The sequence below is a fragment of the Streptomyces sp. NPDC033845 genome (assembly GCF_055576225.1).
This window is the reverse complement of record NZ_JBVIRI010000007.1, coordinates 203,197-217,215: the sequence shown is the minus strand read 5'-3', so window position 1 is coordinate 217,215 and position 14,019 is coordinate 203,197. Positions and strand designations below refer to the sequence as shown.

The following is a 14,019-nucleotide window of genomic DNA, read 5'->3' as shown; positions in this document are numbered from 1 at the left end:
GCGGCTGATCGGGGGGTGTGTACCCGCGGGGCCGGAGGAGCCGACCGGCGGCGACGGGGTGGGTGGGGAGGTCTCCTCTTGTGAAGAGCTGTTGATTGGCTCCATCCCGGTTGTCCTTGATGTCGGGGGATCCGGATCGCCAGCAAGTTCCTGGGGGCTGGCTAGGATCCACGCGGGATTTCCGCACATCGTAGGAGTGGAATATGCGTGGAGTTCGTGCCGTGGCGGCTTCTTTCGTTTTTCTTGCCGGTGCGGTGTGCTTTTCTCCGGCCGCCGCGGCGGACGATTACAGGACCGGGCCGAATACCGTGGTGTTCAACAACGGTGACGGGAACGTGACGGCCGTCGGGGACGGCAACAGTGCGGCCGGCCGGGACAGCCTGGTGGGCAGCGGGCACGTGGCCGGGGCCGGCCACACCTTGGCGCCGGTCCTCGGGAGCCGGGTGCTGGACTCCATCTCGGTGTCCGGTGCGACCACCGAGCAGATCACCGTTCAGGTCACGTGCAACACCACTGACCGGAACGGAAACCCGCAGTACGTCATCGATATTCAGGTAGACGCACCCGCGTACTCGACTACCACGGGGAACTACGATTTCTATCGGCCCTGTACGGGGTCAGCCCAGCAATTCACGATGGACTGGCGGACCTCTGTTCCGGCAGGGCCTGCGACTGTTTATCCTGGCGTCGATCTCACGGGCGGCGGTGCGGTTTCCGGGGCTGATGGGCCCACGCCCGTGGTCGTCACTCAGGCGCCGTAGGTGGCGTGAGCGGTGTGGTTCGGGGTCCACCGGGTGGTGGACCCCGGGTTACGTCGGGTGAGGGTGTTGGTGGGGGTGGGCTCGGGAACAGCATGGTCGGCATGACGAGACTCGTGGTGCGGACGGCGCGTTGGAGTGCGGAGCGGCCCTGGCGGGCCATGGTCGGGTGGCTGGTGTTCGTGGCGCTCTGTCTGGGGGGTGCCGTCGCGGTCGGGGGGAATCCGGCGACCACCGAGGACTTCCGGATCGGGGAGGCCGGGCGGGCCGAGGCCATGGCGGCCGACGGGGGGCTTCAGCAGCGGCCGGTGGAGCGGGTGTTGATCCGGGCGGCGGACGGGGGCCGGGCGCTGGACGGGGTCGCCGCGGGGGCGGCCGCGGAGGATGCCGTCCGGCGGATGCGGGCGCTGCCCGAGGTGTTGTCGGTGGGCGGGCCCGTGCGGGCCGCGGACGGGTCGGCGGTCCGGGTGGACGTGACCATGCGGGGGCCCGAGCTGGAGGGCAAGAAGCATGTGGATCCGCTGCTCGCCCAGACCGTCGCGGTGCGGGCGGCGCATCCGGGGGTGCGGGTGGAGCAGGTGGGCGGTGCCTCGATCGGCAAGGGGGTCGACAAGCTGCGCGGGGACGATCTCGCCCGGACCGAGATGATCGCCCTGCCGGTCACCCTGGTCACCCTGCTGCTGGTGTTCGGGTCCATCGCGATGGCGGTGGTGCCGCTGGTGCTGGCGCTGTCCTCGATCGTGGCCGCCGTCGGACTGTCCATGCTCGCCTCGCACGTCTTCCCCGACGCGGGGGTCGGGACGAACATCATCCTGCTGATCGGGCTGGCCGTCGGGGTCGACTACACGCTCTTCTATCTGAAGCGGGACCGTGAGGAGCGGGCGCGGACGGGCGGCCGGCTCGGGTCGAGGGCCGTCGTCGAGATCGCCGCCGCCACCTCCGGGCGGGCCGTGGTGCTCTCCGGGGTGGCCGTCGCCGTCTCCAGCGCCACCCTGTACCTGGCCGACGACGTGATCTTCTCCTCCATCGCCACCGGCGCGGTGGTGGTCACCCTGGTGGCGGTGCTCAGCTCGCTCACGGTGCTCCCGGCCCTGCTGGCCAAGCTCGGGGAGCGCGCCGAGCGGCGTACGGCACGGAAGCGGGCCGGGGGCCGGACCGCCGGTGCCGGGGTACGGGCCGGGGGCCGGGCCGGGCGGTTCACCAAGGCGGTGCTGCGGCCGACGCGGCGGCGGCCGGCCGCGACCCTGGCCGTGGCCACCCTGGCGATGCTGGCCCTGGCCCTGCCGCTGTTCCAGCTGAACCTGACCGAGATGAGCCGGGAGACCCACTCCCGGGCCATCCCCGCCATGCGGGTCTACGACGGGCTGATGGCCGCCTATCCGGAGCTCAGGGCCTCGCACCAGGTCGTCGTACGGTCCGATGCCGCGCACTCCGGGCAGGTCGCCGGGGCGCTCCGCGAGCTCGCCGGGCGGGCCGCGGAGGATCCGGCCGTCGGGGGTCCCGGTGTCGTGCGCACCTCCGCCGACCTGCGGGTGAGCCTGCTGGAGCTGCCAGTGGCGCATTCGGTCTCCAGTGATCTCGCCGAGGACTCGCTGCGGAACCTCCGGGAGGAGCTGGTGCCGGCCACCGTCGGCGCGCTGGCCGGCGCGGAGACCGCCGTGACCGGGGAGGTCGCCCGTTACACCGACTATCCGGCGCACCAGAAGCGGAAGCTGCCGCTGGTGATCGGGGCGCTGCTGCTGGTCACCTTCGTGATGACCGTGTGGGCCTTCCGGTCGGTGGTCCTCGGTCTGGTCGGCATCGCCCTGAACCTGCTCTCGGCGGCGGCCTCGCTCGGGGTGCTGGTGATGGTGTTCCAGTACGAGTGGGCGGAGGGGCTGCTGGGCTTCGAGTCCACCGGGTCCATCGGGTCGCGGGTCCCGCTGTTCCTGTTCGTGATCCTCTTCGGGCTGTCGATGGACTACCAGGTGTTCGTGATCAGCCGGATCCGGGAGGCGGCGCTGAGCGGGGTGCCGACCCGGCAGGCGGTCCTCGACGGGATCCGGGGCTCGGCCGGGGTGGTCACCAGTGCCGCGGTGGTGATGGTGACGGTGTTCGCCAGCTTCGCCGCGCTGCATCTGATCGAGATGAAGCAGATCGGTTTCAGTCTGGCGGTGGCGGTGCTGCTGGACGCCTTCGTGATCCGGATCCTGATCCTGCCGGCGCTGATGCTGCTGCTGGGCGAGGCCAACTGGTGGCCCTCCCGGGGGGTGCGGCGGGCCGACCTCCGGGGGTCCGACCTCCGGGGGTCCGACCTCCGGGGGTCCGTCGCCGCGGACGCGCGAGCGGCCTCGAACGTAGGGTGATCGTATGGATCAAGGGCCGTACAGGAACGCGCGATTGACCGTCCGTACGGTCCACCTCTGCTACTCGGCGCTCTGGGTGCTGCTCGGTCTCGCGCCCTCGGCCTTCAGCCTCCGCAACGATCACGGGGGCGGACTGTACGCCTCGACGGCCGTGCTGGCCGTACTGGCCGCCGGCTACGCGGCGGTCCGGCTCCGGCTCGCCGAGCCGGTGCTGCCGCCCCTGGCCTGGCTGGTGCTGCTGGCCGTCGGGGTGGGGGTGATGGCGGGGCTGCCCGGCGGCGGGGCGGCCCTGTTCATCGTCTCGCTCCCGCAGTTCTGGATCCACGCCCGGTCCCCGCGGGCCGCGATCGGGCTCAGCGGGGCGGCCGCCGCGGCCACCGTGGCCGGGACCCTGCTGCATCCGGTGGACTCCCCCACCGGGAACACGGTGTTCACGGTGGCGGGTTTCCTCGCCGGGGTGCTGCTGGGACTGCTGGTGCACCGGGTGCGGGAGGACGGCGAGGAGCGCGCGGGCCGACTCGGCGCCGAACTGGAAGGCGCACGGGCCAGGTTGGCCGAGGCGCACCGGCAACAGGGCGCGGTGGAGGAGCGGGAGCGGATGGCACGGGAGATCCACGACACCCTGGCGCAGGGGTTCGCCTCGATCATCGTGCTGGCGGAGGCGGCGCGTTCGGCCCTGGCGAGCGATCCGGCGGGCGATCCGGCGGGCGGCCCGGAGCGGGCCGCCCAGCAGCTGCGGTCCATCGAGCGGACGGCCCGGGAGAACTTCGCCGAGGCCCGGGTGCTGGTCGGTGCCGCCCCGCGGAGCGGGCTGACCCCCGGGCCGGTGGTCGACACCCTGCGCCGCACCCTGGAGCGTTTCGCGCAGGACACCGGACTCACCGTGGACGCCGAGCTGCCGCCGGACGTGGACTGCGACCAGCAGACCCGGATCGCCCTGCTGCGCTGCACCCAGGAATCCCTGGCGAACATCCGCAAGCACGCCGACGCCGGGACGGTCGGGGTGGTCCTGACCCAGTCCGCGCACGCCCTGGAGCTGGAGATCACCGACGACGGGCGCGGGTTCGCGGTCGGCGAGGCGACCGGCTTCGGCCTGGACGGGATGCGCCGGCGGCTGGCCGAACTGGGCGGCGAGCTCACCGTCACCAGCTCCCTCGGGGACGGCACCCGGATCCTGGCCACCCTCCGGACCAGCGCATGAGGACCCCAACCCCACGCAGCCGAAAGGGATATGACATGAGCCTCGGCAACCCCGGTGCCGCCGACCGCCCGCTGCGGGTGGTGGTCGTGGACGACCACACCGTGATGCGGGCCGGGGTGGTCGCGCTGCTCGCCGCCGAGCCCTCCATCACGGTGGTCGGCGAGGCCGGTGACGGGCGCGAGGCGGTCGCGATGGTGGCCGGGCTGCGCCCCGACGTGGTCCTGATGGACCTGCGGATGCCGGTCCTGGACGGGGTCGCGGCCACCGCCGAGATCACGGCCGGTGCGGCGGGTACGGGCGGTACGGGCGGTACAGCCGGCCGGACGGCGACACCCGACCCCGCCGGCCCGGCCGGTCCCGTCGGGCGCTCCCGGGTGCTGATCCTGACCACGTACGACACCGACGCCGAGATCGAGCGGGCGGTGGAGGCCGGGGCGGTCGGCTATCTGCTGAAGGACACCACCCGGGAGCAGCTCGTCGACGCGATCCGCTCGGCCGCCCGGGGGGAGACCGTGCTGGCCCCGCGGGTGGCCGAGCGGCTGGTGGCCCGGATGCGGCGGCCGGCGCCGGTGGTGCTGACGGCCCGTGAGAAGGAGGTGCTGGACGCGGTCGCGGACGGGCTGTCCAACGCGGACATCGGCCGCCGGCTGGTCATCGGGGAGGCCACCGTGAAGACCCATCTGCTGCGGGTCTTCGCGAAGCTGGACGTCAGCGACCGCACCCGCGCGGTGGTGGTCGCCCTGGAGCAGGGCCTGCTGGACCGCCCCCTCCCGGGCCGCTAGGCGCGCCGGAAGACCTCAGGGGATGCGGGTGAAGTCCACGTCCGTCGGGGGTTCGTGCGGCCAGGTCAGGTGGGTGGGGGCGGGTGGGGTCTCGGCGATGACGCGGCCGCGTGAGACCACGTGGCGGGGGTGGACCTGGCGGCGGAGGGCGTCGGTCGGGGAGGTGGCGGGCAGCAGGACGAAGTCGGCCGGGCCGCCGGGGCGGAGGCCGTAGTCCTCGGTGATGCCCAGGACGGCGGCCGCCCGGTCGGTGACCATCGCGAAGGCGGTCGGGATCTCGTCGGCGCCGGTCAGCTGGGCGGCGTACAGGCCGACCAGGGCGGTCTGGAGGGGGTTGCCGGTGCCGAGGGCGTTCCAGGGGTCCATCACGTCGTCGTGGCCGAACGCCACGTTCACGCCCGCCGCGAGCATCTCCTTGACCTGGGTGAGGCCGCGCCGCTTGGGGTAGCCGTCGAACCGGCCCTGGAGGTTGAGGTTGGCGAACGGGTTGGCCACCAGGTTGATGCCCGAGCGGGCCAGCAGCCGCTGGAGCTTGTAGGCGTAGGCCCCGTTGTACGAGCCCATGGCGGTGGTGTGCGAGGCGGTGGCCCGGTCGCGCAGGCCCGAGCGCAGGGCCAGCGCGGCCAGCACCTCCACGAAGCGGGACTGTTCGTCGTCGATCTCGTCGCAGTGCGCGTCCACCCGGAGGCCGTGCCGCTCGGCCAGTTCGAAGGCCAGGTGCAGCGAGGCGATCCCGTCCTCCCGGGTGTCCTCGAAGTGCGGGATGGCCCCGACCACGTCGGCGCCCCGGGCCACCGCCTCGCGCAGCAGCCGTTGGCCTCCGGGGTAGGAGACGATGCCCTCCTGCGGGAAGGCGACGATCTGCAGGGTCATGACGTCCCGGACCCGGTCGCGGACCTCGGCGAGGGCGTCCAGTGCGGTCAGCCGTTCGTCGGTGACGTCGCAGTGGGTGCGGACGTGCAGCACTCCGTGGGCGGCCTGCCAGCGCAGCACCTCGGTGGCCCGCCCGACCACGTCCTCGCGGGTCAGGGTGCGTTTGCGTTCGCTCCAGCGGGCGATGCCCTCCCACAGGGTGCCGGAGGCGTTGGGGCGGGGCTCGCCGGCCGTGAGGGCGGTGTCCAGGTGGATGTGGGGTTCCACGAAGGGGGCGGAGAGCAGTTGTCCGTGCGCCTCGACCAGCCTCCCTGTGGCGGGCGGTTCGCGCTGGTCGTCGTACGGGACGATGCGCGAGATCCGGCCGTCCTCGCCGACCTCCACGTCCACCGGGCCGGGCGCGACCCGGCCGTCCCCCGTGTACAGCCGCGCACCCCGGACGATCATCAGCATGGGCCCACGATACGGCCGCGGGTCCGGCGGGGCCCGGCCGTGCCGTCAGCCGCGCCGGTCGGCCGTGCCGTCCACCGCGCCGGTCAGCCGTGCCGTCAGCCGTCCAGTTCAGCCGCGCTTGGCCTGGGCCTTCTGCTGCATGCCGCGGGTCTTCGCGGCGACCGACTGGATGTCCCGGACCGCGGCCTTGGCGCGCGCCTCGGCCGCCGTGTTCTTCGCCATCGCGCGCTCGGAGTCCTGGTGCACGGACTTCCCGCTGCGAGCCTTCTTGGCCATGACCGGTCCTCCTCGGAGCACTGGACGGGCGTACGTCCTCCACTCTGCCCCCGTTCGGCCCCGTCGGCATCCCGGGGTCCGGACAGCGGCAGTCCGGACAGAATGGGGCCATGACCTCCGACGAGATGACCGAACCCGCGACCGCCGACCCCGCGATGCCCGACTGGGAGAAGCGGTTCCGGGCCCCGCGCGTGGGGCTGCCCGAATGGGCGGAGGACGCCCCGGACCGCTCGCTGTTCGTCTCCAACGCCACCGGCACCTACGAGCTGTACGCCTGGGACCGGAAGACCGGCACCCGCCGGCAGGCCACCGACCGCCCGAACGGCACCACGGACGGCACCCTGTCCCCGGACGGCGAGTGGATCTGGTGGTTCTCCGACACCGACGGGGACGAGTTCGGCACCTGGGTCCGGCAGCCCTTCGGGGGCGGCGAGGACCGGCCGGCGACCCCGGGGCTGGCCCCCTCCTACCCGGCCGGACTGGCCATCGGCCGGGACGGCACCGCCGTGGTCGGCCGGTCCACCGACGAGGACGGCACCACCATCCACCTCAGCCGGCCGGACGGCTCGGAGCCGGTGGAGATCTACCGGCACCGGGAGTCCGCGGGCGTCGGCGACCTCAGCCGCGACGGCACCCTGATCGCCGTCGAGCACACCGAGCACGGGGACGCCATGCACGCCTCGCTCCGGGTGCTGGCCCCGGACGGGAGCACGGTCGCCGAGCTCGACGACACCCAGGGCGGCACCGCCGAGCTGGGTCTGGAGGTCCTCGGTTTCGCCCCGGTGGACGGTGACACCCGGCTGCTCGTCGGCCACCAGCGGCGCGGCCGGTGGGAGCCGATGATCTGGGACGTGGCCACCGGCACCGAGACCGATCTGGTCCTGGACCTGCCGGGGGACGTGGGTGCCGAGTGGTATCCGGACGGCGGCGCCCTGCTGGTCTCGCACGAGTACGAGGCGCGCAGCGAGCTGTGGCGCTACGACTTGGCCGACGCCGGGCTGCACCGGGTGGACACCCCGCCCGGCACCGTCTCGGGGGCCACCGCCCGCCCGGACGGGACCGTGGAGTACCTGTGGTCCTCGGCCGCCGAGCCCTCCTCCGTGCGCTCCACGGCCGGCGGGACCGTCCTGGACGCGCCCGGGATGACCGCGCCCGGCTCGGTGCCGGTGGAGGACGTGTGGGTGGAGGGGCCCGGCGGGCGGATCCACGCCCTGGCGCAGCGGCCGGCGGGCCGCGGGGACGGGCCGTTCCCCACCGTCTTCGAGATCCACGGCGGTCCCACCTGGCACGACAGCGACGCCTTCACGGCGGGTCCGGCGGCCTGGCTGGACCACGGGTTCGCCGTGGTGCGGGTCAACTACCGGGGGTCCACCGGCTACGGCCGGGAGTGGACCGACGCCCTCAAGCACCGGGTGGGGCTGATCGAGCTGGAGGACATCGCGGCGGTCCGGGCCTGGGCGGTGGAGTCCGGGCTCGCCGACCCCGACCGGCTGGTCCTCTCCGGGGGTTCCTGGGGCGGCTATCTGACCCTGCTGGGGCTGGGCACCCAGCCGGACTCCTGGGCGGTCGGGCTGGCCGCGGTGCCGGTCGCCGACTACGTCACGGCCTACCACGACGAGATGGAGGCCCTGAAGGCCCTGGACCGGACCCTGTTCGGCGGCACCCCGGAGGAGGTGCCCGAACGGTTCGCGGCCTCCTCGCCGCTCAGCTACGTGGACGCGGTGCGGGCCCCGGTGTACATCGCCGCCGGGGTGAACGACCCGCGCTGCCCGATCCGGCAGATCGACAACTACGTGGACCGGCTGGCCGCCCGCGGCGCCGTCCACCAGGTGTACCGCTATGACGCGGGCCACGGTTCGCTGGTGGTGGAGGAGCGCATCAAGCAGGTCCGGATGGAGCTGGACTTCGCGATCGGGCACCTGCCGTCCTGACCGGGCCGGCAGGCCCGTACGGTGGTGGGGTGCACCGGTTTCTGCTGACCCCGCGGTGGTGGGGGATCAACGTCTTCGTCGTGCTGGCCGTCCCCGTCTGTCTGTTCATGGGGTCGTGGCAGCTCGGCCGGTTCGAGGACCGCGTCGACACGCACCGGGAGGCGACCTCGGCCCGGCCCGGCGAGGCGGCGGCGGCGCCGCTGGACTCGCTGCTGCCGGTCGACAAGGAGACCTCCGGCCGGACCGCCACCGTCTCCGGCACCTACGCGGAGCAGTTCCTGGTGCCGGAGCGCCGGCTGGAGGGGCGGTCCGGCCACTACGTGCTGACCCTGCTGAAGACCGACGGCGGCAAGGCCCTGCCGGTGGTCCGCGGCTGGCTCCCGGGCCCCGCCAAGGCCGCGCCGGCCCCGCCGGCCGGCCGGGTGGACGTGTCCGGGGCCCTTCAGGCCGCGGAGAACTCCGGTACCAAGGGGGTGCACTCCACCGGCGGGCTGCCGGCCGGGCAGCTCGGGGTGATCGGGGCGGCCTCGCTGGTGAACCTGGTGCCGTACGACCTGTACGACGCCTGGATCACCGTGCAGACGCCCGCGGACGGGATGACCCCGGTCCCGGCGGTCGCGCCCGCCAACACCGGCCTGGACCTGAAGGCCTTCCAGAACCTGGGCTACACCGGCGAGTGGTTCGTCTTCGCCGCGTTCGTGCTGTTCATGTGGTTCCGGCTGTACCGGCGCGAGGTCGAGGCGATCCGCGACGCGGAGGCCGGGCTGGCTCCGGCGGAGGACTCCCCCGCCGGGGCCGGGGTCGCGGCCCCGGCTCCGGTGGAGGCTTCGGTCACGGGGCGACCGGAATGACGCCCGTCCGGTAGACCGTCCCGCCGCCGCAGGCGGACGGGATGGTCGTCTGGACCACCGCGTCCCCGGGGTCCACCACATGGGTGACCTCCAGGCCGCCGGAGCCGGCCGCCGGTTCGCCCTCCTGCGGGTCGGGGGTGGGGCCGGTGGCGCCCTCGACGGTGCCGGAGGCGGTGTCCTGGCCGGCCGGGCCGGCGTCGCCCTGCGGGCTGGCCGTCGGGGTGCCGGCCGGGCAGGTCTCGGCGAGCGGCACCCAGGCGAACTGGACCTCGTACGCGGTGTTGGGCTGGAGCATCAGCGAGGGGGCCGAGGCGGAGGCCGGCGGCAGACCGATGGCCGGGTCGCTCCCGGTGTGCTCCACCACGGGCACGGCCTGGCCGTCGCCGGATGCCGGGAGGGCCGTCAGACCGCTGGCGGCCGCGGTGACCACACAGCCCTGCTGGGAGACGTTGGTGACGCGGAAGGTGCCGTACACCTTGCCGTCCGGCTCCGCGCGGGTGTCGGCGACGGCGCCGAGCTGGTCGGCGTGGCAGGCGGGGGTTCCGGGGGTGGCCTCGGGGGGCAGCGGGCCGACGGGCTTGCCGCCGGTACCGCCCGACTTGCCGCCGGAGCCGCCGGTGCCGTCCGCGCCCCCGGTGCCGCCGGTGCCCCGGGAGCCGCCCGAGCCGCCGCCGTCGGTGCCGCGGCCGGCGCCGGAGCCGCCGGAGCCGTCCGAGCCGCCGTCCGAACCGCCGCGGCCCTCCGGGTCCCGGTCGCCGCCCTTCCGGTCCGGTCCGTCGTGCTCGCTCTCGCCCTTGTCCTTGCCCCGGTCCTTGCCCTTGTCCTGGTCCCTGTCCTTGGCGCCGCCCGGGCGGGCCCGGTTCGGGTCGAAGCTGATGCCCCCGGTCTCCTGGGTGCCGTGCAGACCGTGCCCGGCGACCGCGACGGTGTCGCCGTCCTGGCCGGTGGAGGCGAACATCAGGGCCGGGATCCCGGCGCCGGCCAGGACGGCCACGGCGGCCGCTCCGACCAGGGCCCGCCGTTTGCGGGCCCGGCGCCTGGGGACCGCGTACCGCAGGCGCTCCAGCGCCCCGTCGGCGGGCTGGAGGTCTCCGACGGCCCCGTGGAGCAGGGAGCGCAGGGCCTGTTCCTCGGCCTGGGCGCCGGCGGCGTCGGCGGCCGCCTTCCGGAACAGGTCGGTCACATCGGTCGCGTCCGCCATGTCCGCCCTGTCCGCCACGTTCTTCGCATCCGGTTCTTCGGGGGTTCCGGGCCGGTTCTGCCGTTCCGTCATGACTGGGCCTCCATCGCCACCCGCAGCGCGGCAATGCCCCGCGATCCGTACGCCTTCACCGAGCCCAGGGATATGCCGAGCGTCTCGGCGACCTGAGCCTCCGTCATGTCCGCGAAGTACCGCAGGACGAGCACCTCGCGCTGCCGCCGCTGGATCCCCTTCATGGCCCTGATCAGGTCTTCCCGCTCCAGCTGGTCGTACGCACCCTCCTCCGCGCTCGCCATGTTCGGCATCGGCTTGGAGAGCAGCTTGAGGCCGAGGATGCGGCGGCGCAGCGCGGAGCGGGACAGGTTGACCACGGTCTGGCGGAGGTACGCCAGGGTCTTCTCCCGGTCGCGCACCCGGCTGCGGGCCGAGTGGACCCGGATGAAGGCCTCCTGGACCACGTCCTCGCAGGAGGCCGTGTCGTCCAGCAGCAGGGCCGCCAGGCCGAGCAGGGAGCGGTAGTGGGTGCGGTAGGTCTCGGTGAGGTGGTCGACGGTGGTGCCCGCGACCACCGCCCCGTCGGCGGCGGGCGCCGCCGCCGCGGGTCCGGCGCCCGAGGGCCGGGTCAGGGGCCGGTCGGCGCTGTCGCGCGGTGCCGGAACCCGGCCGCCCTGGGTCGTCGGGGTGCCGGCCGTCGTCTCGGGCACGATCACGGGGAAACCCCCGGGTGTGCGTGAGCGCCGGCGCGGTGGAGCGAATCCGGTGCGCACCGGTACAACGGCGAAGTCGAGAAGTGCCTCTGCCACGCCTGTTGGACACGCGTCCCCCCGTCAGGGTTGTACGCGCGAGGCATGCCGATCAAGATTCCAGCTGACGCCCGCATGTGATACCTGCTTTTCCCCGTTTGCCCCATGCGTCCAGGCGGCAGTCGGGCCATCACCTTGATCAAGGGTTCGAGGATGATCCTACAAAGCGGTTTCCGGAAATTCACCCAGGATCAGCTCCGCGATCTGGGCCGCGTTCAGGGCGGCCCCCTTGCGGAGGTTGTCGGCGCACACGAAGAACTCCAGGGCGCGGGGATCGTCCAGGGAGACCCGGACCCGGCCCACCCAGGCCGGATCGGTGCCCGCGGCGTCCGCCGGGGTCGGGAACTCGCCCGCCGCGGGATCGTCGACCAGCACCACGCCGGGCGCGGTCTCCAGGATCTCCCGGGCGGCCGGCCCGGCCACCGGGCGCTCGAAACGGGCCCGGACGGTCAGCGAGTGGCCGGTGACCACCGGCACCCGCACACAGGTCACGGACACCTTGAGGGCCGGCAGGTCCAGGATCCGCCGGGTCTCGGCCCGGACCGCCAGCTCCTGCGAGGACCAGCCGTCCTCGCGCAGCTCGCCGGACCAGGGCACCACGTTGAGGGCCAGCGGGGCCGCGAAGGGGCCGGTGTCCTCGCCCACGGCCCGCCGGACGTCCCCGGGGGCCTCGCCCAGCGAGGTGCCCGCGACCAGCGACAGCTGGCGGCGCAGGGTCTCGGCGCCGGCCCGGCCGGAGCCGCCCGCCGCCTCGTACGAGGAGAGCACCAGCTCGGTCAGGGAGTACTCGGCGTGCAGCGCGCCCACGGCGGCGATCATCGCGGCCGTGACGCAGTCCGGCCCGGCCACGATCCCGCGCGGCCGGATCCGGGCCGCGTGCCCGTTGACCTCGGGCACCACCAGGGGCACTTCGGGGTCCTGGCGGAAGGCGTCGGAGGTGTCGACCACCACCGCTCCGCGCGCGGTGACCACCGGGGCCCAGCGCGCCGAGACCTCGCCGGGGGTGAGGAAGAGCACCACGTCGCCCGGACCGAGGCCGTCGAAGGCGTCCTCGGTCAGGGCGAGCACCTCGGTCTCCTCCCCGCGCACGGCCAGCCGGCGGCCGGCCGAGCGGGAGGAGGCGATCAGGCGGATGTCGCCCCAGACCTCGGCCCGGGTGGGCAGGATCCGGAGCAGGGTGGAGCCGACCGCCCCGGTCGCCCCGACCACGGCGAGCGCCGGGGCGGGCGACCGGCCGGCGGTCATCGTCCGGTGCCTCCGTAGACCACGGCCTCGTCGCTGTCGGAGTCCAGGCCGAAGGCCGTGTGCACGGCGCGGACGGCCTCGTTGACGTCGTCCTGGCGGGTGACCACCGAGATGCGGATCTCCGAGGTGGAGATCAGCTCGATGTTGACGCCCGCGTCGGACAGTGCCTGGAAGAAGGAGGCGGTGACCCCGGGGTTGGTCTTCATGCCCGCGCCGACCAGGGAGATCTTGCCGATCTGGTCGTCGTAGCGCAGCGACTCGAAGCCGATCGCGGTCTTCGCCTTCTCCAGCGCCTCGATGGCCTTGTGGCCCTCGGCCTTGGGGAGGGTGAAGGAGATGTCGGTGAGGCCCGTGGAGGCCGCCGACACGTTCTGCACGATCATGTCGATGTTGATCTCGGCGTCCGCGATCGCCCGGAAGATCGCCGCGGCCTCGCCCGGCTTGTCCGGGACCCCGACGACGGTGATCTTGGCTTCGGAGACGTCGTGGGCGACTCCGGAGATGATGGCGTGCTCCACCTGCTCGTCCCCTTGCGACTCGGGCTTCTCATTGCTGACCCAGGTGCCCGGCAGTCCCGAGAAGGACGACCGGACGTGGATCGGGATGTTGTAACGGCGCGCGTACTCCACGCAGCGGTGCAGCAGCACCTTGGAACCGGAGGCGGCGAGCTCCAGCATGTCCTCGGAGGAGATCCAGTCGATCTTCCGGGCCTTCTTCACCACGCGCGGGTCGGCGGTGAACACCCCGTCCACGTCGGTGTAGATCTCGCACACCTCGGCGTCCAGCGCGGCGGCCAGCGCGACCGCGGTGGTGTCGGAGCCACCGCGCCCGAGGGTGGTGATGTCCTTGCTGTCCGCCGAGACACCCTGGAAACCGGCGACGATGGCGATGTTGCCCTCGTCCAGCGCGGTGCGGATGCGGCCCGGCGTCACGTCGATGATGCGCGCTTTGTTGTGGACGGAGTCGGTGATCACACCCGCCTGGCTGCCCGTGAACGACTGGGCCTCGTGGCCCAGGTTTTTGATCGCCATGGCCAGCAGCGCCATGGAGATCCGCTCTCCGGCGGTCAGCAGCATGTCGAATTCCCGCCCGGCGGGCATCGGGGACACCTGCTCCGCGAGATCGATCAGCTCGTCCGTCGTGTCGCCCATCGCGGAAACCACGACGACCACCTGGTGGCCGTTCTTCTTGGCGTCCACGATCCGCTTGGCGACACGCTTGATGCCCTCGGCATCGGCTACGGAGGAGCCTCCGTACTTCTGCACGACAAGGCCCACGTGCGCTCCTCGCTCGGTCCGTC

At 73.4% G+C, this 14,019-nt stretch carries 12 protein-coding genes; 6 read left to right on the top strand and 6 right to left on the bottom strand.

Features of this window, described 5'->3' with window-relative positions:
- Positions 1–221 precede the first annotated feature (221 nt).
- The 4 genes from ACZ50K_RS17690 (at position 222) to ACZ50K_RS17675 (ending at position 5,086) form a co-directional block, all read left to right on the top strand.
- Positions 222–761, top strand: coding sequence for a hypothetical protein (locus ACZ50K_RS17690; protein WP_468903654.1), 540 nt, complete (start codon positions 222–224; stop codon positions 759–761).
- Positions 762–862: 101 nt separating this feature from the next.
- The gene (locus ACZ50K_RS17685) at positions 863–3,103 is read left to right on the top strand and encodes an MMPL family transporter (protein ID WP_468903651.1); all 2,241 of its coding nucleotides are present in this window, start codon (positions 863–865) and stop codon (positions 3,101–3,103) included.
- Positions 3,104–3,107: 4 nt separating this feature from the next.
- Positions 3,108–4,304 (top strand): sensor histidine kinase, encoded by a 1,197-nt coding sequence (locus ACZ50K_RS17680; protein WP_468903649.1) that lies wholly within the window; start codon positions 3,108–3,110, stop codon positions 4,302–4,304.
- A 35-nt stretch (positions 4,305–4,339) separates the two neighbouring features.
- Positions 4,340–5,086, top strand: coding sequence for a response regulator (locus ACZ50K_RS17675; protein ID WP_468903647.1), 747 nt, complete (start codon positions 4,340–4,342; stop codon positions 5,084–5,086).
- Between the two features lie 15 nt (positions 5,087–5,101).
- Here the strand turns inward: ACZ50K_RS17675 and codA are convergent, their stop codons facing one another.
- Positions 5,102–6,412: a cytosine deaminase gene (gene codA / locus ACZ50K_RS17670; RefSeq protein ID WP_468903645.1), complete on the bottom strand. Its 1,311-nt coding sequence runs from the start codon at positions 6,410–6,412 to the stop codon at positions 5,102–5,104.
- A 108-nt stretch (positions 6,413–6,520) separates the two neighbouring features.
- Positions 6,521–6,688, bottom strand: a complete 168-nt coding sequence (locus ACZ50K_RS17665; RefSeq protein WP_468903643.1) for a hypothetical protein — start codon at positions 6,686–6,688, stop codon at positions 6,521–6,523.
- Positions 6,689–6,798: 110 nt separating this feature from the next.
- Between ACZ50K_RS17665 and ACZ50K_RS17660 the strand changes: the two genes are divergently transcribed.
- Positions 6,799–8,619: a S9 family peptidase gene (locus ACZ50K_RS17660; RefSeq protein WP_468903642.1), complete on the top strand. Its 1,821-nt coding sequence runs from the start codon at positions 6,799–6,801 to the stop codon at positions 8,617–8,619.
- A gap of 29 nt (positions 8,620–8,648) precedes the next feature.
- Positions 8,649–9,470 (top strand): SURF1 family protein, encoded by an 822-nt coding sequence (locus tag ACZ50K_RS17655; protein WP_468903640.1) that lies wholly within the window; start codon positions 8,649–8,651, stop codon positions 9,468–9,470.
- Here the strand turns inward: ACZ50K_RS17655 and ACZ50K_RS17650 are convergent.
- The 4 genes from ACZ50K_RS17650 to ACZ50K_RS17635 form a co-directional block, all read right to left on the bottom strand.
- Positions 9,451–10,743 (bottom strand): hypothetical protein, encoded by a 1,293-nt coding sequence (locus ACZ50K_RS17650; RefSeq protein ID WP_468903638.1) that lies wholly within the window; start codon positions 10,741–10,743, stop codon positions 9,451–9,453. The genes ACZ50K_RS17655 and ACZ50K_RS17650 overlap by 20 nt on opposite strands.
- Complete coding sequence (locus tag ACZ50K_RS17645) at positions 10,740–11,438, bottom strand: SigE family RNA polymerase sigma factor (protein WP_468903997.1); 699 nt, start codon at positions 11,436–11,438, stop codon at positions 10,740–10,742. Before ACZ50K_RS17645 ends, ACZ50K_RS17650 begins: the two co-directional genes overlap by 4 nt.
- 195 nt (positions 11,439–11,633) lie before the next feature.
- Positions 11,634–12,719 carry an aspartate-semialdehyde dehydrogenase gene (locus ACZ50K_RS17640; RefSeq protein WP_468903635.1) on the bottom strand — a complete coding sequence of 362 codons (1,086 nt, stop codon included), beginning with the start codon at positions 12,717–12,719 and terminating at the stop codon, positions 11,634–11,636.
- Positions 12,716–13,996: an aspartate kinase gene (locus ACZ50K_RS17635; protein ID WP_468903633.1), complete on the bottom strand. Its 1,281-nt coding sequence runs from the start codon at positions 13,994–13,996 to the stop codon at positions 12,716–12,718. The genes ACZ50K_RS17640 and ACZ50K_RS17635 overlap by 4 nt, the downstream gene beginning before the upstream one ends.
- Positions 13,997–14,019: the final 23 nt, after the last annotated feature.

Coding starts and splice junctions, on each gene's coding strand:
- ACZ50K_RS17660 (WP_468903642.1), top strand. CDS start 6,799: ATGACCTCCGACGAGATGACCGAACCCGCGACCGCCGACCCCGCGATG.
- ACZ50K_RS17685 (WP_468903651.1), top strand. CDS start 863: ATGACGAGACTCGTGGTGCGGACGGCGCGTTGGAGTGCGGAGCGGCCC.
- ACZ50K_RS17675 (WP_468903647.1), top strand. CDS start 4,340: ATGAGCCTCGGCAACCCCGGTGCCGCCGACCGCCCGCTGCGGGTGGTG.
- ACZ50K_RS17665 (WP_468903643.1), bottom strand. CDS start 6,688: ATGGCCAAGAAGGCTCGCAGCGGGAAGTCCGTGCACCAGGACTCCGAG.
- ACZ50K_RS17650 (WP_468903638.1), bottom strand. CDS start 10,743: ATGACGGAACGGCAGAACCGGCCCGGAACCCCCGAAGAACCGGATGCG.
- ACZ50K_RS17640 (WP_468903635.1), bottom strand. CDS start 12,719: ATGACCGCCGGCCGGTCGCCCGCCCCGGCGCTCGCCGTGGTCGGGGCG.
- ACZ50K_RS17680 (WP_468903649.1), top strand. CDS start 3,108: ATGGATCAAGGGCCGTACAGGAACGCGCGATTGACCGTCCGTACGGTC.
- codA (WP_468903645.1), bottom strand. CDS start 6,412: ATGCTGATGATCGTCCGGGGTGCGCGGCTGTACACGGGGGACGGCCGG.